Raw genomic sequence first — 21459 nt, 5'->3', positions numbered from 1 at the left:
GATTCAGATAATATTCAACAAAAACTTTTATTACTTTACCGCAAACAAGCTTAAAAGCATAAAAGCATAAAAATAAATGCCCTTTCCATTTAATATTGAAAGGGCCTGAAGCTTACATATGATTCTGAACCACTAACAGTGATTCCCTTAAAATGAAAATAAGTTCCTCTATTTCTCTCTTATTAATGACAAGCGGGGGAGCAAATACGATAGTATCCATGCCTTCAAAACCTACTGTTCTTATAATCAAGCCTCTTTTAGCACATTCCTCACTTACTTTAGGTGAAATTGGTGCAGGGAATCGATTATTCGCTAAAGGATCCCTGATTTCCACTGCACCCATTAGCCCTAATGCCCGGACATCTCCGACAATATCTACCTCCGCTTTGATCTTTTGAAACCCTTTTAGCAGCTGCTGCCCCATGATACGAGAATTTTCAACTAATCTTTCAGTTTCAATGATTTCAATATTTTTCAAAGCAACCGCACAAGCTGTCGCATGGCCGCTGTACGTATACCCGTGAAGCATAACTCCTTCGGATAATGCCGTCAGCTCTTTATGGATCTGCTCTGTTAAAACAACTGCACCCAGCTGGATATAGCCGCTCGTAATTCCTTTTGCTAGGAGCATAATATCAGGTACAACATGGTAATGTTCGCAGGCAAATAATTTTCCAGTCCTCCCAAATCCAGTTATCACTTCATCAGCAATCAATAAAATATTGTTTTCACTGCAAATCTTTCGTATTTCTTGAAAATACCCATCTGGTGCAATATTAACTCCTCCTGCCCCCTGAACAGGCTCGGAAATGAAAGCGGCAATTGTATCCGCCCCTTCTCTGGCAATACATTCCCGCAGTGCTTCCGTCGAAAAAGTGTCAACATGAAGGAAACCCGGGGCCATAGAGGAGGCCATTTCATGGAAAGGAGAAATTCCAGTTGCACTTGTTGCCCCAATGTTGACACCATGGTAACCTTTTTTCCTTGAAATAATCTTTGTTTTCTTAGGGAAACCTTTTAATTTCCAATAATATCTGACTAATTTATAAGCAGTATCATTTGCCTCCGATCCTCCAGAAGTATAGAACACTGCATTTAAGTCACCTGGAGTTATTTCCGCAAGCTTTGCCGCCAGTCTGATGGCCGGTTCATTGCTGTAGGATGAAAAAGAGTTGCTAAAAGCAAGCTTTTCCATCTGAGCCCGTGCCGCTTCCGCTAATTCCTTTCTTCCATAACCAATATTAACATTCCATAAAGATGACATACCCTCCAGAAACTTTTTACCACTGATATCTGTGACATACACGCCTTTACCCTCGGTAAAAATAAACGGCGCACCTGATTCATGCTGCTGCTTTAATGAAGATGTTGGATGAATAAAATGTCGTTTATCCAATTCCACTAGATTATCTTTTAATGAGCTTTTTACCTGCTCCTGGTCCATATTGACCACCCCTTCTTTGGAACAACCCTGCTAAAATCAGGGTTCTTTTATAATGGATGTTCCACAGGTACTTGGGACTTTTTATGAATAAACGGACGATTTTTTAAAAAACTTCCTTGATGACCGCTCCGAAAAGCAATAATTTCTGACATAATGCTTAAGCCAATTTCTTCTGATGTATCAGCGCCAATATCAAGGCCGACCGGGCTGAACAATTTCTTTAATTGCTCTGGTGTAAAAACAATCCCTTCATTCTTCAGATGCCCAAGCAATCTTTGCGTCCTTATCCTTGGTCCCAGTACGCCCACATAAGCCGCTTCAGATTTTAATGCATAGGCGAGTGCCTCCGCATCCCTTTCAAGGTGATGGTTCATAATGACAATATATGTCTGTGAATCTATGTTAACTTGTTTTGATGCTGCTGAAAGCAGATTTGCAAATGGAAAACGCTCTTTTGTGTTATAGGCGGGCCTTGGGTCGATAACGGTCGTTTCAAAGCCAAGTATTGCACTTGTTTTCGCGAGCGGAACCGAATCATGACCAGCACCGAAAATGCATAGCTTTGATGTACCCAAATAAACATCAAAAAAAACAGTTTCTTCTTTGCCGGCTCTTGTTTCAATACAGATACTTTCTGACTGTGGAGTCAGCCGTAATAATTTGCGTTTGGCTATTGAGACAACAGTTTCCTGAAAATATTCATCAGACCAGCTGCCATATACACTCTTATTGGTAACAAGTAAAACCTGGCTGTCAGAATCATCATTCTTAAGTACTTTACATACGACAACTGCCTCATTTTTTGCATAGAAATCTGCTAATCGCTGCCATAAATCAGATGAATCAATCGGTTCTATTAAAATTTCAACTGTACCAGGGCAGTCCAAAGAGTGGGCCCATTCAAGTTCATGATCCAGCTCATATTTTTTTATCAGCGTTTTTCCTGTTCTGTAGACGTATTCCGCACTTTCAGTCACATCAGTTTCCAAACAGCCGACGGAAATCATCCCATGATACCCACCGCCTGCCTCTATAATCATCTTTGACCCTTCCCTCTTATAAGCTGACCCCTGAATAGATACCACTGTAGCCAAAACCCCTGATTCATGCTTTTTAATCAATTGGGATAATAAATTGGTTACCTTTTGGTCCGATCCCATACCCTGCCCCGCTTTCTTGACATTTAATAATGCTTTTACCATCCTGGCCCGTTTTTGTCATACATTTTCTATACACTGTTTATTTCATTTCGCATTTCCTTTTCAGCTGCTTTAAAAAATTGCCCAAAAATAATCTTTGCTACCCCTCCCATCACCTTTTGGCCAAAGGAAGCTAAAAAACCAGCCGCTTCAAAATCAACCAGGCAGGTAACCTGTGAAGTATTCCTTTCTTCCTTAATAAACATATCAGCTGTTGCATGAATTTCTCCCGGTTTTCCCTTGCCTTTTATGATGAGTCTATAAGAAGAGGGCGGTTTTTGATTGGTTTGCTGTACTTCGGTAGCAAATAAACCTTTAATTGGACCCACATGAATTCCCATCTCAGCAGCATACAGTCCGTCTCCTATTTTCTCAAACGATTGGCAGCCAGGGAGAGCATTTCTTAAGACCTGCTCATCCTGGATATACTTCCAAACGATTTCCCGAGGCAAATTAAAATTGTACTTATATTCAATCTTCAAAATTTTCCCCTCCAATTGGTGACTGAACAATTTCAGCTGGATATCATAAATTGGTTTTATTCCCTTAACCTATTTTTACGAATTCCTTTACCATGTTATTACTAACGCTTCGATTAATTTAATTCAGATTCTTATATGATGATATATTATAATGAAGGTACTAAATAACATTTCCTAAGGAGATTTTTCCAAGGTGCTGCAAAAGGGAGAAATTTTTATGGCGAAGAAGAGGAAAAATGTGAAAAAGTTATGGGATACTTCATCTAAGTTTATTCCATTACATAAACAATTGATTTTTTTACGGGAAAATAGAAGAAAAATAAAAATAGATAAGGATCTCTATTTCAATGAGAGACAAAATCAAATGGATATCGATCTTTATTATCAATCTTTGTCATATTTACCTTCCTCTGGCCTTGAGTTATTTTACAAATATAATAGTTTACTTGAAAAAACACATAAAAATCAGATCCCATATTTTATCAGTAAAGATTTATATTTGTATACATGGGTAGATCTATACCCTGATGGAACTGTAAAAAGTATCTATTCTGGAGAGAAAAAGGACCCTGAAGCCTTAATTCTCCATGATTATGAAATTATTAATCAAAAATATGAAGAGTTCCAGCATTATCTGGAAAAGGTAGAGCAAAGAGAATATGACTTATTAAAAGAATTAAAGGCTTTTGAAAAAAGAGTAAAGCTTAATACGGAACATATCGTTCCCCAATCATGGTTTGGTGCCTTAGAACCCATGAAGGGGGATTTGCATCATCTTTTTGTATGTGATCCAGAATGCAACATTGCCAGGTCCAATTTTCCTTATAAAGATTTCACGTTCTACCAGCCAGAATCACCGGATGAACCCATTCAAAATCACTGTGGATTGGCCGTAAAAGAAAGGTTCGAGCCTGAGTTTGGGAAAGGTGCTGCAGCACGGGCAATGCTTTATTTTATACTTCGTTATCCTAAAGCAATTAAAAAAGTTCACCGGCAAGAAATCGATGTTCAAATGTTATTAAGCTGGCACAAGGAGTTTCCAGTCAGCTTGTATGAAAAACACCGCAATCAGGCCATTTTCCATATTCAAGGAAATCGGAACCCATTTATCGATCTTCCGGAAGCAGCAGAAAAAATGGAATTCCCGATTGGGATGTTTTGATATACTTTTCATTTAGTTATATTGTCACCGAGAACTTTACTTATCTATCTTTATAAGTTCGAAAAATTTTTTATAAGTCCATTTTTTAAAAATAAGATTATATGAATGGTTCACTAGGTAATCCTACCTTCTTTATGGGCTGGTTTGGCGAGTTTTCAGGTTTGTCTATCTTTAATTAAAGACAGGTTGATTCGCTCCGCTGCCTGTTTTGTCCTCCTTATTAAAGACAGGTTTTGTTGGTTTCACTGCCTGCTTTGTCTTTAAGAGACCTTATTAAAGACAGATTGGGGAGCTTTCACTTATGCTTTGGTCTTTAAGAACCCCCCTGCTCCCTCTAATCCAGCTTATATAATTTTCTTTGCAGATAATTTCTTCTATTTTTAATATAATCAGAGATTACTTGCAGTTCTCTTTCAAATTGAATTACATGATCCTTTTTATACGGATCATGTAAGATAAATGGCCGAATATATTGCATCAGTTTTTCGGCACGGGGCATCATGAAATCATGGGTAAACTGATGATTCATCATTTCTTCAAGCAGGCTGCGATATTGCCGGCGAAAGTTATTTACATCCAGAAGACGTGCTGTTAAGGTATTAAATCCCTTTATCGGAACATAATCAGCTGTCATTATCTTACCATTTACATCCCTTCCCCATGTGGCATCATAATCCCATGGAATTATTTCGAATAATCCGGTTTCTCCGTTGCGGTAAAGGGAATAATTATGGACAAATCCGTCGTAATTGGAGGTAAAGATAATTCCCGCCACCCAGCGCAGGTATTGTTCTACATGAACATATTTCTGAATTTCCCGTTCAAATTCAACTGGTGGAATTGTATTGATTTTAAAAATCAGTTCCTGCAAGTGGTATTCAGCCGAGCGGGAATCCTTCCACTTTGTTTCATAACCTAATTTCAAAGATTTTTTCGTTTCTTTTTCCAAATCACTCATCAAGGAAAAGTTCGCATCCCCATCCACTGCGTAAAAAATGCTGCCATTTGGCAAGTTCCTTCTATTAATAAAATTCCCATCAACCGATTCGATTTCTAAATAGATGCCCTCTTCCTTTCCATTTAAGTACAAGAAAACATACCTTGATTGTGGTGCCAATACACCAATTTCAGAAAAGAAATCAAATGACAGTTTATTGCGGATCATTGAAGGATCCTTATACTCCGCATTGAGATGAACCTCGTGTGAACCCATAAATTTTTTTGGTTTATAAAAAGACACATGATAAGACTTTTTCGGAAAGTCACGAATATGGGATCCGCGATAGCTTATATCGATTTCAAGCCTTTTCCCATCTATCCTTAACTGGGCGGGAATCGGCTCATCAATCCAAATATCCCTTTTCAATTCCTTAAGATCGATAGGTTTTATGAATAGTCGATATTGCGGTAATTTTACCATCTCGTCCATATTGATCCCTCCCTCTTTTTATTGGTATGAAAAAAAAAGAAAGCGGTCACGTATTTTCAGTTATTTTTTATTTTCTAGGCTTCCTGCCCAAACAAATAGGGGCTTTCAAACGTAAAGTGATACAAGAAGAGTGAGTTTTAACCCCAAAAAACAGGCACTTTTCACTCCCTTTTCAAAATTAAGGAGGTGCAATAATGGACGAAGAAAAAGAGTTTTCCCCTGAAGAAATTCAATCAGCCGCAGATGAGGTAAGAACCGGCGGATTTGGTGATTTCATGTTCATGGACCCTAACCAAAACCGCAGGACTACACGCAGACGGACGTCCAGCCGTCCACAGCAGACATCTCAAAATAGAACGTCAAGCAGACAATCTTCTCGGAAAAGAACTTCCCGAAAGGTAACTTCCCGACACACTTCAAGGAAGATGGATTTATGTTGTACCGAATGGCAGAATACCGGACGCGGCAGACATCAATCCCAAAGCTGTTGGAAGGACAGCAATATGTGGGTATATAGGCTGCGAAGAAGATAGTTCAGGGCGGGGGCAATGGGTTCCCCGCTATTTATGTTCCGAAAAAGAAAGAACGATCACTTCTGGAAATCAAAAAAACTGCGTCCCCAACCCCTTAGTTCCTAAACAAATAGTAAACTCCTAAAATATGCTCAACCTATATATTTATCATGGTGACAAACCTGGGAATGAACTGTAAGCAGCTGCTTGTTACATTCAGACAGCTGTCCCTAAAAAAAGACACCAGCCAGTCATAACATTAATCACCGGCTGGTGTCTTCGTTCACAAAGACAGTTATGGCGAATTCTATCGGCTATTTATAAAACAAAATTCTTATTAGCTATAGTTAATAGAAATATATAACTTTGCATTCTTTCATTTAAAATGCTCTCTGAAAAAACCATACCAGTCCAAAGGCTAGTATAGCTGCCGAGGTACTAGGTATCACCCACTTTATCGATTTTAAGGATAATTTTTTCATCCACAATATGATTGGGAAGACGAGAGAAACAATTATCAGCTGTCCGATTTCAATTCCGATATTAAATGATAAAAGAGATGAAGCCATGTTATTTGTATCTAATCTCATTTCAGATAAGAGGCCTGCGAAACCAAATCCATGAATAAGCCCAAAACCAAAGGCTAGCCATGGCCGGTGTTTTGAGTCCTGATTAAAAATATTTATGAGCGTTACATAAATAATACTTAGAGCGATAGCCGATTCCACAAATCTGCTTGGAATATGAACAATGTCTAATGTTGCGAGAGCCAAAGTGATACTATGGGCAACAGTAAAGGCTGTGACTAAGGAAAGAATGTGCCGGATTGTTTTTGCGCCAAAAAGCAGACTGATGACAAAAAGGATATGATCATACCCGGTAAAAATATGTTTTAAACCTAGAACCAAAAATTGTTTCAAATTTTGCAGGAAACTGATTTCTCCAATTTCTAATTCTCTGGATTCAAAAGTAAGAATTTTTTCCTGTTGTTTCCCGTCCATTTTAATCGTTGCAAAATTGGCATGGCTTGGATCAGAGTCGTCCATAAATATATTATATTCCATTATTAATTTATCAGGTTTATGTTTGCAGTCATAAGCCAGCTCAATGACAGCAAAAGGACGCTCTTTTATCATCTCAATATCAGTATTTTTTACTGTACCTTCAATCAATTGACTGTCTGCATAGATTTTAATATGAGAATTAATATATTTCTCCACAATCTTATGGTTAATTAGCTCTTTTTGATTCGTTTCCTTATTTAGTGCATGTCCAAACTCTTCCAAATCCAGCTTTAATTCATAATTTAATGAATTTCCGCTAACTTCAATTGTGGAAAATCCTTCACTATTATTTGTGTGGGCTGATGTTGAGGAAGGAACCAAACAACTTAAAGAAAAAAAGATGATCAACATTGGGAACCATAACTTTTTCATTATAAAACACATCCATTTCATCGTTATTTCCAAGACTAAACTTGAATATAATGGAAAGACGAGGAGTATTAGGCTCCTCGTCAAGAATTTTTTATATTCCTAATTACTTAGTAGACTTGATAAAAATTGGATTTGAGTAGAACCAAAGGTCGTTCCATGGGTTTTCTCCTTTTGGATCTGCTGCTGGTTCCAACTCATCTGTGTTGGTGCCACGTACACGGATATAGCTATCTTTATCCACATCTTTTAATTTATAAGAAATCGTGATGTATTCCCCATCTTTTTTCCAATCACTCTCAGTGAATCGTTTCACCACTTTTGTTGTTGGATTAGTAGCAGTTGAACGATCAGACACTTTACCATTTATTTCTCCCATAATGAGGTCTACACGCTTTACATGCGGCTTGTCTCCGTGAGAGTTAGCAGCATTCGGATCTTTCAGGCGAATGGTTACCGTTACATCTCTAGATTTCTTGCCTGGAAGAGTAAGAGTTTCACCGATATTTGCAGTATTTCCTTTTGCTTTAGCATGCATTGGTGTTTTACCAACAGCCTGCGCTTTAATATCTAGTTCTGAAATAAGGTCACCCGTTGTAACGAATACATGGCCATTACGAAGGTTTTCCATTATATCTTTGTAGCTTTTTTCTGACTTTACATAAGTTTTAGAATATTCACCAGGCCAGAAGTCGCTTCCGCCATCACGCCAGTTAACATGTGAGTCAGAGGATGAAGTGATCCACCAGTGTCTTCCTTCACCTAACATCGAATCCCATAAACCTCCAACTTTTGCTGTCATTTGATCGAACCCGCCCATTGTTGGATAGTTTCCATATCCTCCACGGGAACCTTTAGAATCGATTGAACCATCTGGATTGATTGCACCTGCCTGGTGTCCTGGAGCACCTTCCATACCTACAGAAACCGCAGGGGCTGTATCATTCCAATTTCGGAATTCCTGTGGTGTATCTAGTCCCCACTTTGCATCCCCGCTTGCTGAACGGGCAGGATGGTTGGCAAATAGAACAGGTTGTTCTTCCAATCCTTTCATATAGTTTAAAGCATCTATCATATTAGACTCAGTGTTTCTGCTGCCATCATTCGGATATGGGTCGCGTGTATTAAACTTACTTTCAATATCATAAAGTGTTTGAGATTCATTATCTCCATTAGGAATGATTAATGAACTGTGATCTGCTGCAGGTGTATCGAACTCCATTCCGTAGAATTGAAGTACTTCGGGAACAGATTGACGGGATTTTAGTAATTCAGGGTATGCCTGTTCTAAATTCACTTTTGAATGATTAGGACCGCCGTGATCCGTTGAAACCATTTAATCAAGCCCATACTTTTTTGCATTTTGTGCATTCTTAACGATTGGATAAACAGCATCCCCGCCTTGTATGGCTGTTGGAGGATTAGTAGAGTTGTCCCAGCCAACGCTCCATTCACTATGTACATGATGATCACCTGCAAGCCATGTTGTACCATTCTTTTTCACTTCTTCTTTTGATAATTGTTGTGCATTCGCTTTTTGATTACCACCATCATTAAATAAAGTCTGGGTTGTTAAAGCAGTCGTTGCAAGGACGGTTGTTGCTAATAAAGGAATTGCTTTCTTTTTAAAACTTGATTTCATGTTTACCCTTTCCCCCTAATATTTATTAACACTAAATATAATAAATTAGGATTGTTAGGGAGGTATGAATATTGAGTAAAATTACTGTAAATTTCAAATTTATTGACAAGAGGAGTGGTCTCTCTTTACACTCCCATTAAACTAAATCAGCTTACCGGCATAATTTCCTTATATTTTTCATTTCAATTCCCTCTTCACCTCTGCACAGCGGCCTGGTGCTGGGAAGAGCTTGCCAGCATTTAGCAAATAGTCTGGGTTAAAGACATCACGGATATCGGTTTGCGCCTGGATTTCATGATCATGAAAAACAAAGCGCATTTCTTCCTTTTTCTCAATACCGACTCCATGCTCACCGGTTATCGAACCTCCGACATCTGCACAAGCTTTTAAACACTCACTCCCTGCTTGTATGGCCTTTTCCGTTTCACCAGGGATCCGTGAATCAAACAAGACTAGCGGGTGTAAATTTCCATCACCGGCATGAAAAATATTTGCTATCCTTAAACCGTTTTCCTCACTAATCTGATTAATTTTAGCCAGCACTTCAGGAAGCTTGCTTCTTGGAATAACTCCATCCTGTACTAAATAATCTGGGGAAATCGCCCCCATGGCTCCAAAACCAGTTTTCCGATTGGCCCACCATCTTCCTCTTTCCGCTTCATCACGAGCCGCCTTCACTTCACGTACATTCCTTTTTTGGCAGACATCCAAAATTAAGTTAATTTGGTCATTAATACCTGCAGTGATTCCATCCACTTCTATGAGCAAGACTGCTTCAATATCCTTAGGATGACCAACTGGAAAGGCAGCCGCCTCCACACCTTCGATAGCGGTTTTATCCATCATTTCCAGTGCCGCTGGAACAATACCGCTGGAAATAATATCAGATACTGCTTTACTGCCATCGTCAATTTTATCAAAATAGGCCAGAACAGTTTGCTTTGCTTCGGGGTTTTTCAAAATTCGAACCGTTATTTTTGTTACAATTCCAAGCGTTCCTTCTGAGCCTGTTAAAAGACCTAATAAATCATAGCCCGGAGCATCTGGGATTCCGTTTTTTCCTATCTCTATGATGTCGCCATTCGGGAGCACCACCTCTAACCCCAAGATATGATTAGTGGTTACCCCATATTTTAAACAGTGAGCTCCGCCGGCATTTTCGGCGACATTCCCGCCAATTGTACAGGCATATTGACTCGATGGGTCTGGTGCATAATAGTAGCCTTTATCCGAGATAGAGTTGGTTAGTTTCAAATTCACAAAACCGGGCTCCACCACTGCCCGGCGATTCTCTAAATCTATTTCCAACAGCCGCTTCATCCGCACTAAACTAATAATGACTTCGTTATTTAACGGGATTGCCCCTCCGCTCAAACCCGTACCCGCACCACGGGCAAGAAAAGGCAGGTTATGTTTCGCACAGTATTTCACAATCTGCGAAACTTCATGGGTATCCTTCGGGAAGATCACTGCTCTTGGCAGGTGCCGTTTAATTGTAAAACCGTCACAGTCATAGGCCAGTAAATCCTCATCTTTATATAGGATCGCATTAGGTCCAGATACGAGCTTTGCAAGATTACTAATATGAATATCTTTTGTTTTCAAGTTAATTTGCACCATCTTGGTCACCACTCCCGTCCTCTTCCTTTTGATAGGCCCAATCCAATAATTGCACTGTATGAACGACTTTTTGGCTCCTGCCATATTTCTGTACGCCTGCTGCCATCTGCAGCATACACCCTGGATTCCCCATAGAAATCATTTCAACATTCTCTGGAACATTGGCCATCTTACTTTCCAATACCGCACCAGCCATTTCAGGATTTGTCAGATTATAAATACCAGCACTTCCGCAGCAACGGTCTGAATTTGGCATCTGGATCATTTCAACCCCTGGAATATGGATCAAAAGTTCGCGAGGTTCATTACGAATTCCCTGACCATGGGCAAGATGGCAGGCATCATGGTAGGTAATGCGGGTCTTTAATTCGGCTTTTGGAATTTCATAGCCGGTATCGTAAAGAAATTTAGAAATATCCTCTACCTTTGCAGAAAACGCCTTCGCTTTTTCCTGCCATTGTGGATCATCAGAAAACAGTTCCGGGTATTCTTTCATCATACAGCCGCAGCCGGCCGCATTGACAATAACCTTTTCCGAATTCTTAAATGCCTCAATATTTTGTTTTGCCAGTTTTCTCCCCATTTCGCGGTCCCCGGCGTGCACATGGAGAGCACCACAGCAGGTTTGATTTTGGGGGATGGTCACATCATTGCCATTACGGGTCAATACATTGATCGTGGACTCATTTATATCACTAAACATAATATCCATGATACAGCCTGACAAAATCGATACTACCCTCTTTGTTTCACCTTTTGCCTTTATGACCTTCTCCTGTTTGTATTTTTTTCGAACGGGTGTCTTGATTTCTGGCATGATGGATTCCATATCCACTAAATGGTTCGGCATGATGTTGATCATTCCAGTTTTGCGGACCATTTTTTGCATGCCGCTTTTTTGATAAAATTTCAATAGGCTGCCTGCTGCAGATAACCGGCCATGGTGAGGAAACAAACCTTCGAGGAAAAATTTACTCGTCCATGCTTTCAATCCCTTTAAAGGAATGGCCTGTCTGACCTGGCCGCGTGCTTCCTCAATTAGACCGCCGACATCTACACTTGCAGGGCAGGCCGTTGTGCAGGCACGACAGTCAAGACATTGAAATACCGGTTCAGCAAACACTTCATTCACCTTGAGTTTCCCTTCCGCCACAGATTTAATCAGGTGAACCCGGCCGCGCGGTGAATGCTGCTCTTGTCCTAATTGTTCATATGTAGGACACGCCTCAAGGCATAACCCGCAGTGTACGCAATCTGCCCACTTATGTTCCTTTGGAGGGTCGCTCCACAAATAATTGCCTAGGCTTCCTGCAGAACAGGCTGGTTTCTTTTCAAGTTCTGGTAGGCTCATCTTAAATCCCTCCTACAAAACGACCAGTATTTAGTATTCTATTCGGATCCACTTTCGTTTTAATTCCGTCTAATAAGAAAAAATAAGCAGGCTTTTCTCCCCATACGTTTATTTGCTGGCGAAGCACTAATGGCAGATGGGTGAAAACCGCATATCCTCCTAATTTTTCAGTGAAAATCCGCAATGAATCGATGGCTGCTGCTACATCTTCTTTTGCTCCTGTTAAATCGACTTTGCAGAGACCATGACCAAGACCGCCATGTGCATTAACTTTTAGGTTAAGGGAATCTTGGTGAAGATGGCACTCCTTGACCACTTTTAAAACATCCAAATTCTTCACACCGATTTTTAAAGCAGCTCTTGTTTTGGCCTCAGCAGCTTCATTCCGCCCGTTCGGCTGAATTCGCGCAGCTGAATCCCAAAACTGATGGGCTTTTACTTGTTCCAAAATAGTAATGGTTGATTTTTGGGGTCTGTTTTGTTTTACAAAATCCGCTTGATATCTGACAGAGCTTTCGACATCTTCAAATGCAATGGCAAGCATATAAGCATGGTTTCCAGTTAATTTTTCTGCTAAAGCAGGGCTAAACAATTCAAGAGCGGATGGTTCCATGACTGAATCCAGCAAGTTACAGGTAAAACTTTGAATATCATCGAAGTTATTTTCTGGGAAGAATACTAGAATAACACTTTCACATTTAGGCAGAGGTCTTAATTTGAGGGTAATTTCTGAGATGACTCCGAGAGTCCCCATTGAGCCAATGAATAATTTATTCATATCATAACCGGCAACATTCTTTACAGTCTTCCCGCCGGTTCGAATTAAAGTGCCATCGGGATAAACCATCTGAAGCCCAATGACGATATCACGAGCAGAACCGTAACCAAGCCGTTTCGGACCGAAATCATTTGCGGCAACCACTCCGCCAATCGTTGCATCATTAGGCCATGCAGGATCCAATGGGACTTTTTGATTATATTTCTTTAAAAACATTTGAAGTTCCTTAAAGGTAGTGCCGGATTTCACGGTTATCATCATGTCGCTTGGTGAATGCTCAACTACCCCTTTATATTGTTCAAGTGACAGCAATAAATCAGCAGAATCTTCTACTCCTCCATACCCCCTTTTTGTTCCTCCCCCCATTATGTTCACCTTTATTTGATGTTCATTGGCATTATGAAGAATTTCAGATATTTCTTGTTCTGTTTTTGGAAAAACCGTTATGCGGCCATTGTTTCCTAACAACGGACAATTAAAAATATTTTTTTGAATTTGTTCTTCAGAAATGACAGAATTGAAACATGATAAAAGCTCAAGTTCAACCATTATTCTCACTCCTTTCTCTTAACCTTTTAAATTTTCTGACTTATACTACCCAAGAAAACGGCAGATTTCTCCTGCCGCAGTATTACGTATTTTTTAACTATTGTATAAAAGGTTCCTAATCTGTGCAAGGAAATCTCATTCCCTATTCATCCGTATAATCGATTTCTATTAAATCCCATGGAGTTACAATGCCGAGCGGTATTTCTTCCGGACCTCCATTTTCAGATATTATGACACACTCTAGTTTTCTTTTATTCTTATGCGACTTTTCAAAGATATTTTCTAGTTCAAAAATATTAATCTCCTTTGAAACAAACTTAATTGGATGGTTTTTTTCAAATTTCATAATATCGGAAACACGAATATCTGCTAAATTAACCGAACTATTTATCATATTCTGTGCCATCCATTTTACGATGGAACTCGAGGTTAACAGTCCAATACATTTCCCGCTCTTGTAAATCGGAAACTTAGAATAGCCGTGATTTTTTATAGAGGTTATCACATTGGAAATCCTATCATCATCTTGAAAGGAAATAACGTTTTTTGAGGCAATGGATAGTCCATTGTTAGGGCGGCTTAAAATATCAGCCATCTTTTCAAGATGATAGACCACTTTTGCATTTGGTTCTGCGATATAAAATCCCACCTCCATCTTTTCGTGGACAATCGCATTCCTAAGACGAGCATACTGTACAAGATCTTTCTTAAACGTTTCGATGACCTGATATTTTTTTGCCCCGACCTTTACTAATACTATGAATCTATCATCATTTATTTTTACAATTTCCCTCAATGCTTCATGTACTTGGTTATATGCCACTTCAAAACGCTCTGAAAGCAGCTGACCATCTGTTTTAACCGTTTTCATTTCTCTCTCCCGAAGTCTTTTTTCTATATTATATAACCATTTATATGAAAGAAACATTAAAACTTTTTATCCCCATTTTTTCAAAAGCATTTCAATTTCTTCCTTATGGGAGATACCTTCATTATCAGGTGTTTCAAGAATTAGCGGGATAAACTGAAGAATTGGGTTGGTGATTAGTTCTTTTAATTGTTCAACAGGGATTAAACCATTCCCGAAAAAAATATTCGCATGCCTGTCTTTTCTCGACAAGCATGGGAATTTTGAATTGTTAAGATGAATAACCTTCAAGTGCTCAAAATACTCCAGCTTCTTGCCTTTTTCGAAAAATCCCCTGGTATTTTCAGCCGTCCAAAGACCGCTTGCGAAAGCGTGGCAGGTGTCCAGGCAAAAGCCAATTTTTTCAGGGTACTGGCATAAACTCCGAACTTGTACTAATTCTTCAAATGTTGTCCCAAGAGCCCCTTTGGTACCAGCGTTATTTTCCAAAAGAATTAAACTTTCGCCTTCCCACTGACTTAAAAGCCGATTAAGCATCTCCAGCATTAAATGATAGCTTGCTAACGGGTCCGTTTTACTGATTTGGCTGCCAAAGTGAACTACCACTCCAATGGAACCGCAGGCATTCGCAATTTCCAAATCATTGAATAGTGAAGCAATCGTTAATTCTTCTTTTTCTTTTACGGGTGTAAAACTGGTCGAATATGGAGTATGTGCGACAGACTGGAGCTGATGTGCTTGGCAAAACTCTTTACATTCCAATGCATCTCCCCTATCAAAATTCTTTATTGACAAGCTCCTAGGGTTTTTCGGAAAGTACTGAAAGGCAGATGCATGATTTTCGACCGCTTGTTTTGCTGCCCCGAAATATCCCTTTTTGATACTTACATGACTACCTATTTTCATAAAAGAACCCCCTCCACTGCGGTTATTTATTTCTTATAGATTTTACAGTGAGGGGGAATCTATTCAACTTTATTGATTGGCAATGATTGAAACGATTTTATCTTCGATCCTCTTCCCTTTCTCTTCATCCAGCAAATTATTTAAGAGTATTGAAAAAATCAGTCTTTGTCCGCTTTTTGTTTCGATATATCCGGATAATGAACTTACTGACGAAAGAGTCCCTGTTTTTGCCATAACTTTTCCCTTAAGTTCTTGGGTTTTCATGCGGTATCGCAGAGACCCACCGGTCATCTTTTCTTGCTCACCTGAAATTGGTAATGCGTTCAGATAAACAGAAAACCACTTTTCTTTTTGCACAGCAAATAGCAGCTGTGAAATCTGGTTTGCTTGCACACTGGTAACATGTGAGATTCCTGATCCATCACGCAAAACCATTGAGTTCGCGTCTGCTCCAAATTTAGCCAATTCTGTTTTTAGGACAGTTAATCCTGTTTTCCAGGAACCTTCTCCTGCTGCCTCTTTCCCCATTTCCTTTGTAAGAATTTCCGCATGAGTATTATTACTTAATTTCATAAATGGAACCAGTAACTCTGATAGCGGCATCGAATGATGAGTATGTATGATTTTTGCGGTTTCAGGCACTAGACCTTTTTTGATTTCCCCTTCCAATTTAATGTCATTTTCTTTCATAGCTTGTTTAAATAATGTCAAAGCATAAAGAGACGTGTCCCAGACAGCAGGCCATTCAGTTACTTCTTTGGCTGTAATAGGAATGGTGCCATTGATGGCAATAGTATTTTTTCCGTGTTCACGCTCAATGGTTATTTTCTTTTTTCCATCTTTATTAACTGTTACCGCACGGTTTATTATTTTAATATAGTCTGTTTTTGGAGAGATTTTTATCATAGGGCGGTCTCCGACTCGATCAACCGGTTTTACCTCTACCTTTACTGCTCCGGCATCAAAATCGGTTGTCGGGGAAGCCGTTAAGGCAGAAATCTGTGCCCCATAATAAGTGGTTTCATCACTCCATGGCAGATCTTTAGAATAACGGATATCATCAAACCATGAATCATCTCCAATCACATTTCCCTCAATTTTAGCAATCCCCTGCTTTTTTAATATTTTGGCCATTTGATCAAAATCAGTCTTCATTAAAGTCGGGTCGCCTTTTCCCTTTAGATAAAGATTCCCTTTTAGCGTCTTTTTCTTCATTTGACCATCCAAATAAATTTCAGTTGAGAAAGTATAATCCTCCCCTAACACATTCAAGGCAGCCGCTGCCGTTAAAAGCTTCATATTTGAAGCTGGACGGAGCCGGATATCTCCTTGATGATCGTATACGATTTTTCCATCTGAAGCATTCCGGATACTGATTCCAGCAATCGCCCCTTGCAAATCTGGTTCATCTCTTAATAAGGAATCAAGCTTTTGACTCCATGTATTAACTGCATGATTTCCGGCAGCTGCCTGAGCTTGTGTGGAGGGGATAATAGTCACCACTATCATAAAAAGTACGAAGATTATCAAGTATTTACTATTTCTAAACAAATCTATTTCTACATCCTTTCCTTCAATATCCTTCATAAAATATTATCATTTTATAACAGAAATATTATTTCCTAAGTATGCCCAATTTTGTGGTGCTGAAAAACTTAATTCCCAATAAGTGGAACCAGCCAATTGATATAGATCAACCAATTTATACATTTCGATATAACTTCGAATATCTTCAAACCAAACAACATGCTCGTTTCTATCCTGCCAGTAGCGGTACCAGGGTGCTTTAGAGGTATTGTCATATTGAATCGAAACCCACTTGGAAATAGCCTGATTTTGGGCATTAAGTACAGATAACATGACAGTTTGGTTAGAAGGAACCAATTTATCATGTCCATACAGAGGAAAAGCAATTTGCATTTTACGATTAGGAATTTGGGTAAGTGAATATTTTATTACCTGCTCCATCCAATTTATTGGTGAAACCGGATCAGGCGGACCCCCGGCATATCCATAATCCATTGTCATCACTGCAACTAGATCAGCTATTTTGGCAATTTCTGCATAATCATAAGCACCAATAATCGGATTAGTTGGAAGGTCCTGTATTTTTGAAGGAAGGTTTACATGGAGAATAAGACTGCCTAGTGCATTTTTTAATTCTGTTAAAAAGGTAATAAAGTCCTGCCGCCGTTCAGGCGGTATGAATTCGAAATCAATACTAACTCCGCTAAATCCCCGCTGCTTGGCTAAATTAACAAGACTGTTTGATAAATTTTTTCGATAATTTGGATTTTCCAGTACTTTGCCTGCAAGATCTGCACTAAAATCTCCATGTTCTATGTTTTGGACAACTAATAGCGGTTTAATATTTAATTGGTGACATCTTGAAATAATTTCTTTATCATCCATTATATTAAAGGCCCACCCTACGTCTGTCACCGAATAGGAAACAACAGCTAAATAGGTAAGCTGCTTGGCTAGAGAATTAAGTATAGCAATATTTTGACTCACGATGGTTGGCATCATAAATCCAAGTGTTTGGATGGATAGTTTGAGGGGGGACGGTATTGTGATTATTTGACCAATTGAGAGCAGATACGGATTTATTCCAGGATTGGCTTTGATGATATTGGATGAGTTTGTATGGTATTGCATCGCTAATTTCCATAACATATCACCAGCTTTAATTCGATAAGAGCGATTTGGCGGAAGGGAATCTGGAAGGTATAGGGCAAGACCTGGTACGATTGCACCGCTTTGAGATAAACCGTTTAACTTCATTATATTCGATATGGAGATTCCATACATTGTTGAAATTCTCCATAGATTTTCTCCCGATCGAACCACATGGACGGCCATCTTATCACGCTCCTTTTTATCATCATATGGGCAAATGGGATGAATATACGTAAGCGATCAGGAAGTATCATAAAAAAACAGAATGGACTCTAAGACCATTCTGTCGTTAAAACTCATTTTCTTCTTTATACCAATATTTTTTAAACCTCGCGCGATAACAGGCGTCACAGGTTGGAAACGGATGATCCCATGGAAGCTTTTTACCGCAGTTTTTACACTTTTTCACAAACTTTTTAATATCGGTTTTTAGCCGTTCTTGGACTTTATCACTAATTTCTTCCCTTAACCGCTCCCAATAAATCGCTTCCGTCCTTTCACCTAAGCGATATAAAAATAAAAGATGCAGCCCAATCGCCTTATAGCTTAACTCCAGTTCCTCAAGGTTTCCATCCTTTATTATTGGTTCAGGAAGATCATCATTTCGTATGATCGCATACATAGTATCTTCCCATTGCCGTGTTAAAGCACCTTCATTTTTGGAAAAAGGCAGGTGTAAAAAGCCGTATAATTCCATTAATGACAATCTTGCTTCAATTTCGGTTCCAACAATTCTATTATAAAGCGACCGTTCTTCTGATAGTGATGCTTTCTTTGTTCCTTTTGGGCTTTCAAACTTCTCCCACAGGTCAAAAAACGTCCCTAAGTCATGATAATAGTGCTGGAATCGTTCAAATACTGAATTGGTCGGCGCAATGGCAAAGGTTTGGACAGGCCGGTCCTCTTGCATAAGCAACCCCCGCATTTTTTTAATATCGCTTGTAAAAGCAACTTTGCCGACATCATAAATCCCCTTACGGCCCGCACGTCCAGCAATTTGCTTTACTTCCTGAGAGGTTAACAGCCTTCGCCTTGTACCGTCAAACTTTTCATTTTCTAAAAAGACAATCCGGCGTATCGGCAGGTTTAATCCCATACCTATTGCATCTGTTGCTACAATCACTTTTGTCTTTCCTTTGTTAAAAAGCTCAATTTGCTTCTTTCGTGTTTCAGGAGGCATGCTGCCATAAATCATACTTGCTGAATGGCCGTCATTTTGCAGTCTTGATGCCATCTCCAGCACACGCCTTCTTGAAAAACAAATCAAGGCATCGCCTTTTTTCACATGTCTGATATCGAATTTTTTGGATTCTACTTCAAGAGGTGTATCACGGGTATACTCGTTTATATCAATGTTAGCATTTCCCAGAAGTTCTAATAGCATTTCCTTGGAATTTTTGCTTCCGATAATATGAACTTCTTCTGCATTGGCTTTGGTAATTGCCTTATACCAGGAAAAACCACGATCTTTATCAGTAATCATTTGAGCTTCGTCAATCACGACAACTTGATAATATTCCTTTTCATGAAACATTTCTACTGTACAGGAGATATGATTGGCATCATGGACAATTTTTTCCTCTTCTCCCGTTTTTAATGAGCAGAGTGTCCCTTCCGCATTTAATTTATCGAATACTTCAAGTGCTAAAAGTCTTAGCGGTGCCAAATACAGACCACTGTCAGCCAGCTTCATTCTCTCTAATGCATGATGAGTTTTTCCAGTATTGGTTTCCCCAATATGCAGGATATAACGGACATTTCCTCTTGAAGAGGGATTATATTCCTCCCCAAAGATATCCTCCATCATCCGTTTTTCTTCTTCTCTTTTACGCTCAAGTTCTGCTTGTTCTTCGGCGTAACGTCTTTCACGTTCTTCGAGGTCTTTTTCTAATATTTCACGATGAATGCTTTCTTCAAACGGGACTTGTGCAAGCTTAAGTAAATCCGAGACGTATTCCTCCTGGATATCTTCAATAAAGATTCCTGTAATATCATATAGTAAATCAACAATGCTTCCTTTTACAAAAGAAACAGACAGCTTTTCATGAAAGGTTTCCCAAAACTTTTCTTTAAAGGATGGGAGAAACTCGTCCAAAACCTTTTTAGGAATAAATTCTGTAAGATAATCTGAAATTAACCCTTCATATACATAAAAATAGGTTTCATATTCAAAATAACTTTTTCCCCATCCCAGCGTTTTTTGAATATCCCCTGTTAGTTCTTCAAAAAATGCAGCGACTGTTTTATAGGATGAAGGATTAAAAGAACCTTCCTTTTCTAATTCCTCTTCCAAGGCAAATGTATCTACAGATCTGAACTTTACATTATTTTTGAAGTCAGCGTCTAATTGCTTAGCAACGAAAGAACGGACATATAAATAAATAAGCTGATAATGTTCTTCAATCAAAATATTAGCCGCTTTATCAATCTCTTCCTCTATTTTATGCTTTGTTTCTTCAAGCTGTTTCTCCTGAAGCTTTTTTATGTAATGCTGTTTTGCCTGTTCGAAACGATTTGCCCACTTTTCTTCCTGTCCATCAAAAGATTCTACTACCCAAGACATAGTATCAAAAGGCTGGTACTCCCTCATTTCATCACGAAACAGTTTATTGATGATCTTACGGTCTACCCCTTGAACTTCAAAGCCTTTTTCGCTTAAAAAACTCTTTTTTTCATTTCTTGGTACATCATTGGTTGATTTATTCAGCCAAACATTAACCCAAATTTGTTCAAGATAATGGCTGCGATCACGAAGATATTGCTCAAATGGAGGCAGTACGGCCTTTGTTTCTAAATATTGGTCAATATCCTGATACACTTTCATTTTTGTATGTTCAATTGCTTGAGGGTAAATTATGTTTAATTTACTCATTTTTATCCCTCCTCTCTTCCGAAGTTTCATTATATCACGATTTAGACTAGATATTATGCAGCTCGCAATATTGTTCCACCAAATCCTCTATTTTGTCCATTCCAGGAAACTTCCCCGAAAATTGAAACTTAATTTCTTCAATGAAATGATCCTCGTTATACACATGTATGGCACCTGTTTGTTGAACAACACTATACTCAGGCACAAAGCGAAAACCGCTGCGTTCTATTGCCCCCATTTTTCATCCTCCTTTTTTAACAAGGCTCTTTTCTAAAAGATTGTTGCTTTTTGCTCCCTTTTTAAAATTCGTTCAAAAATAGGTAGAAATTCCCCTTATTTAGGAAATTGGATGTTAATTAGCTGAAATAGACGGAGGAATTTCCCTTATTTGATTTTAAACTGCTATAATCGGGTGCTTTTCATTGAATAACGGAAAAAACTCCGCTTATTTTTTACTATTTAAGCTCCCTCAGTTAGATACGATTTTCTCTCGAATACTCACTTATTCGCAGGATTTCAAAGCACTTGTAATA

18 protein-coding genes are annotated in these 21459 nt (G+C 38.9%); 2 read left to right on the top strand and 16 right to left on the bottom strand.

The window, feature by feature from the left end:
* Positions 1-112: 112 nt before the first annotated feature.
* The 3 genes from M3183_RS19960 to M3183_RS19950 all read right to left on the bottom strand — a co-directional run bounded on the left by M3183_RS19960 (position 113) and on the right by M3183_RS19950 (position 3125).
* A complete protein-coding gene (locus M3183_RS19960) occupies positions 113-1444 on the bottom strand; it encodes an aminotransferase family protein (protein ID WP_251472416.1) in 1332 nt (443 codons plus the stop codon).
* 47 nt (positions 1445-1491) lie between these two features.
* Positions 1492-2604, bottom strand: coding sequence for an XdhC family protein (locus M3183_RS19955; RefSeq protein WP_251472415.1), 1113 nt, complete (start codon positions 2602-2604; stop codon positions 1492-1494).
* Between the two features lie 68 nt (positions 2605-2672).
* Positions 2673-3125 carry a CoxG family protein gene (locus tag M3183_RS19950; RefSeq protein WP_251472414.1) on the bottom strand — a complete coding sequence of 151 codons (453 nt, stop codon included), beginning with the start codon at positions 3123-3125 and terminating at the stop codon, positions 2673-2675.
* Positions 3126-3342: 217 nt separating this feature from the next.
* Between M3183_RS19950 and M3183_RS19945 the strand changes: the two genes are divergently transcribed.
* Complete coding sequence (locus M3183_RS19945; protein ID WP_251472413.1) at positions 3343-4287, top strand: endonuclease I family protein; 945 nt, start codon at positions 3343-3345, stop codon at positions 4285-4287.
* Positions 4288-4621: 334 nt separating this feature from the next.
* Here the strand turns inward: M3183_RS19945 and M3183_RS19940 are convergent, their stop codons facing one another.
* The gene (locus tag M3183_RS19940; protein ID WP_251472412.1) at positions 4622-5716 is read right to left on the bottom strand and encodes a CotH kinase family protein; all 1095 of its coding nucleotides are present in this window, start codon (positions 5714-5716) and stop codon (positions 4622-4624) included.
* Positions 5717-5910: 194 nt separating this feature from the next.
* Between M3183_RS19940 and M3183_RS19935 the strand changes: the two genes are divergently transcribed.
* Entirely contained in the window at positions 5911-6249 is a 339-nt protein-coding gene (locus M3183_RS19935; protein ID WP_251472410.1) for a CotG/ExsB N-terminal domain-containing protein, read from the top strand.
* Between the two features lie 359 nt (positions 6250-6608).
* Here M3183_RS19935 and M3183_RS19930 read toward each other — a convergent pair whose 3' ends face one another.
* The 12 genes from M3183_RS19930 to M3183_RS19875 all read right to left on the bottom strand — a co-directional run bounded on the left by M3183_RS19930 (position 6609) and on the right by M3183_RS19875 (position 21164).
* A complete protein-coding gene (locus M3183_RS19930; protein ID WP_251472409.1) occupies positions 6609-7664 on the bottom strand; it encodes a HupE/UreJ family protein in 1056 nt (351 codons plus the stop codon).
* Between the two features lie 103 nt (positions 7665-7767).
* A complete protein-coding gene (locus tag M3183_RS19925; protein ID WP_251472408.1) occupies positions 7768-8997 on the bottom strand; it encodes a CehA/McbA family metallohydrolase domain-containing protein in 1230 nt (409 codons plus the stop codon).
* Positions 8998-9303: a hypothetical protein gene (locus M3183_RS19920; RefSeq protein ID WP_251472407.1), complete on the bottom strand. Its 306-nt coding sequence runs from the start codon at positions 9301-9303 to the stop codon at positions 8998-9000.
* Between the two features lie 177 nt (positions 9304-9480).
* Positions 9481-10923, bottom strand: a complete 1443-nt coding sequence (locus M3183_RS19915; RefSeq protein ID WP_251472457.1) for an FAD-linked oxidase C-terminal domain-containing protein — start codon at positions 10921-10923, stop codon at positions 9481-9483.
* Positions 10910-12274, bottom strand: a complete 1365-nt coding sequence (locus M3183_RS19910) for a (Fe-S)-binding protein (RefSeq protein WP_251472406.1) — start codon at positions 12272-12274, stop codon at positions 10910-10912. The genes M3183_RS19915 and M3183_RS19910 overlap by 14 nt, the downstream gene beginning before the upstream one ends.
* 1 nt (position 12275) lies before the next feature.
* A complete protein-coding gene (locus M3183_RS19905) occupies positions 12276-13601 on the bottom strand; it encodes an FAD-binding oxidoreductase (protein WP_251472405.1) in 1326 nt (441 codons plus the stop codon).
* A 142-nt stretch (positions 13602-13743) separates the two neighbouring features.
* The gene (locus M3183_RS19900; RefSeq protein WP_251472403.1) at positions 13744-14472 is read right to left on the bottom strand and encodes a CBS domain-containing protein; all 729 of its coding nucleotides are present in this window, start codon (positions 14470-14472) and stop codon (positions 13744-13746) included.
* A gap of 66 nt (positions 14473-14538) precedes the next feature.
* Complete coding sequence (locus M3183_RS19895; RefSeq protein WP_251472401.1) at positions 14539-15375, bottom strand: deoxyribonuclease IV; 837 nt, start codon at positions 15373-15375, stop codon at positions 14539-14541.
* A gap of 69 nt (positions 15376-15444) precedes the next feature.
* Positions 15445-16962 (bottom strand): D-alanyl-D-alanine carboxypeptidase/D-alanyl-D-alanine endopeptidase, encoded by a 1518-nt coding sequence (gene dacB, locus M3183_RS19890; RefSeq protein ID WP_251472399.1) that lies wholly within the window; start codon positions 16960-16962, stop codon positions 15445-15447.
* Between the two features lie 9 nt (positions 16963-16971).
* Positions 16972-18237: a glycosyl hydrolase family 18 protein gene (locus M3183_RS19885; RefSeq protein ID WP_251472397.1), complete on the bottom strand. Its 1266-nt coding sequence runs from the start codon at positions 18235-18237 to the stop codon at positions 16972-16974.
* A gap of 106 nt (positions 18238-18343) precedes the next feature.
* Positions 18344-20926 carry a DEAD/DEAH box helicase gene (locus tag M3183_RS19880; RefSeq protein WP_251472396.1) on the bottom strand — a complete coding sequence of 861 codons (2583 nt, stop codon included), beginning with the start codon at positions 20924-20926 and terminating at the stop codon, positions 18344-18346.
* Between the two features lie 46 nt (positions 20927-20972).
* Positions 20973-21164: a YbxH family protein gene (locus M3183_RS19875; RefSeq protein ID WP_251472395.1), complete on the bottom strand. Its 192-nt coding sequence runs from the start codon at positions 21162-21164 to the stop codon at positions 20973-20975.
* Between the last annotated feature and the right edge of the window lie 295 nt (positions 21165-21459).

The organism is Neobacillus mesonae (assembly GCF_023715155.1).
In the GTDB taxonomy this organism is placed as follows: domain Bacteria; phylum Bacillota; class Bacilli; order Bacillales; family Cytobacillaceae; genus Neobacillus; species Neobacillus mesonae_A.
This window is presented reverse-complemented; position numbering and strand designations above follow the sequence as displayed.

Excerpts from the sequence above, each read along its gene's own strand:
- M3183_RS19960 (WP_251472416.1), bottom strand. The coding sequence starts at position 1,444 with ATGGACCAGGAGCAGGTAAAAAGCTCATTAAAAGATAATCTAGTGGAA.
- M3183_RS19955 (WP_251472415.1), bottom strand. The coding sequence starts at position 2,604 with ATGGGATCGGACCAAAAGGTAACCAATTTATTATCCCAATTGATTAAA.
- M3183_RS19945 (WP_251472413.1), top strand. The coding sequence starts at position 3,343 with ATGGCGAAGAAGAGGAAAAATGTGAAAAAGTTATGGGATACTTCATCT.
- M3183_RS19940 (WP_251472412.1), bottom strand. The coding sequence starts at position 5,716 with ATGGACGAGATGGTAAAATTACCGCAATATCGACTATTCATAAAACCT.
- M3183_RS19935 (WP_251472410.1), top strand. The coding sequence starts at position 5,911 with ATGGACGAAGAAAAAGAGTTTTCCCCTGAAGAAATTCAATCAGCCGCA.
- M3183_RS19930 (WP_251472409.1), bottom strand. The coding sequence starts at position 7,664 with ATGAAAAAGTTATGGTTCCCAATGTTGATCATCTTTTTTTCTTTAAGT.
- M3183_RS19925 (WP_251472408.1), bottom strand. The coding sequence starts at position 8,997 with ATGGTTTCAACGGATCACGGCGGTCCTAATCATTCAAAAGTGAATTTA.
- M3183_RS19920 (WP_251472407.1), bottom strand. The coding sequence starts at position 9,303 with ATGAAATCAAGTTTTAAAAAGAAAGCAATTCCTTTATTAGCAACAACC.
- M3183_RS19915 (WP_251472457.1), bottom strand. The coding sequence starts at position 10,923 with ATGGTGCAAATTAACTTGAAAACAAAAGATATTCATATTAGTAATCTT.
- M3183_RS19910 (WP_251472406.1), bottom strand. The coding sequence starts at position 12,274 with ATGAGCCTACCAGAACTTGAAAAGAAACCAGCCTGTTCTGCAGGAAGC.
- M3183_RS19905 (WP_251472405.1), bottom strand. The coding sequence starts at position 13,601 with ATGGTTGAACTTGAGCTTTTATCATGTTTCAATTCTGTCATTTCTGAA.
- M3183_RS19900 (WP_251472403.1), bottom strand. The coding sequence starts at position 14,472 with ATGAAAACGGTTAAAACAGATGGTCAGCTGCTTTCAGAGCGTTTTGAA.
- M3183_RS19895 (WP_251472401.1), bottom strand. The coding sequence starts at position 15,375 with ATGAAAATAGGTAGTCATGTAAGTATCAAAAAGGGATATTTCGGGGCA.
- dacB (WP_251472399.1), bottom strand. The coding sequence starts at position 16,962 with ATGAAGGATATTGAAGGAAAGGATGTAGAAATAGATTTGTTTAGAAAT.
- M3183_RS19885 (WP_251472397.1), bottom strand. The coding sequence starts at position 18,237 with ATGGCCGTCCATGTGGTTCGATCGGGAGAAAATCTATGGAGAATTTCA.
- M3183_RS19880 (WP_251472396.1), bottom strand. The coding sequence starts at position 20,926 with ATGAGTAAATTAAACATAATTTACCCTCAAGCAATTGAACATACAAAA.
- M3183_RS19875 (WP_251472395.1), bottom strand. The coding sequence starts at position 21,164 with ATGGGGGCAATAGAACGCAGCGGTTTTCGCTTTGTGCCTGAGTATAGT.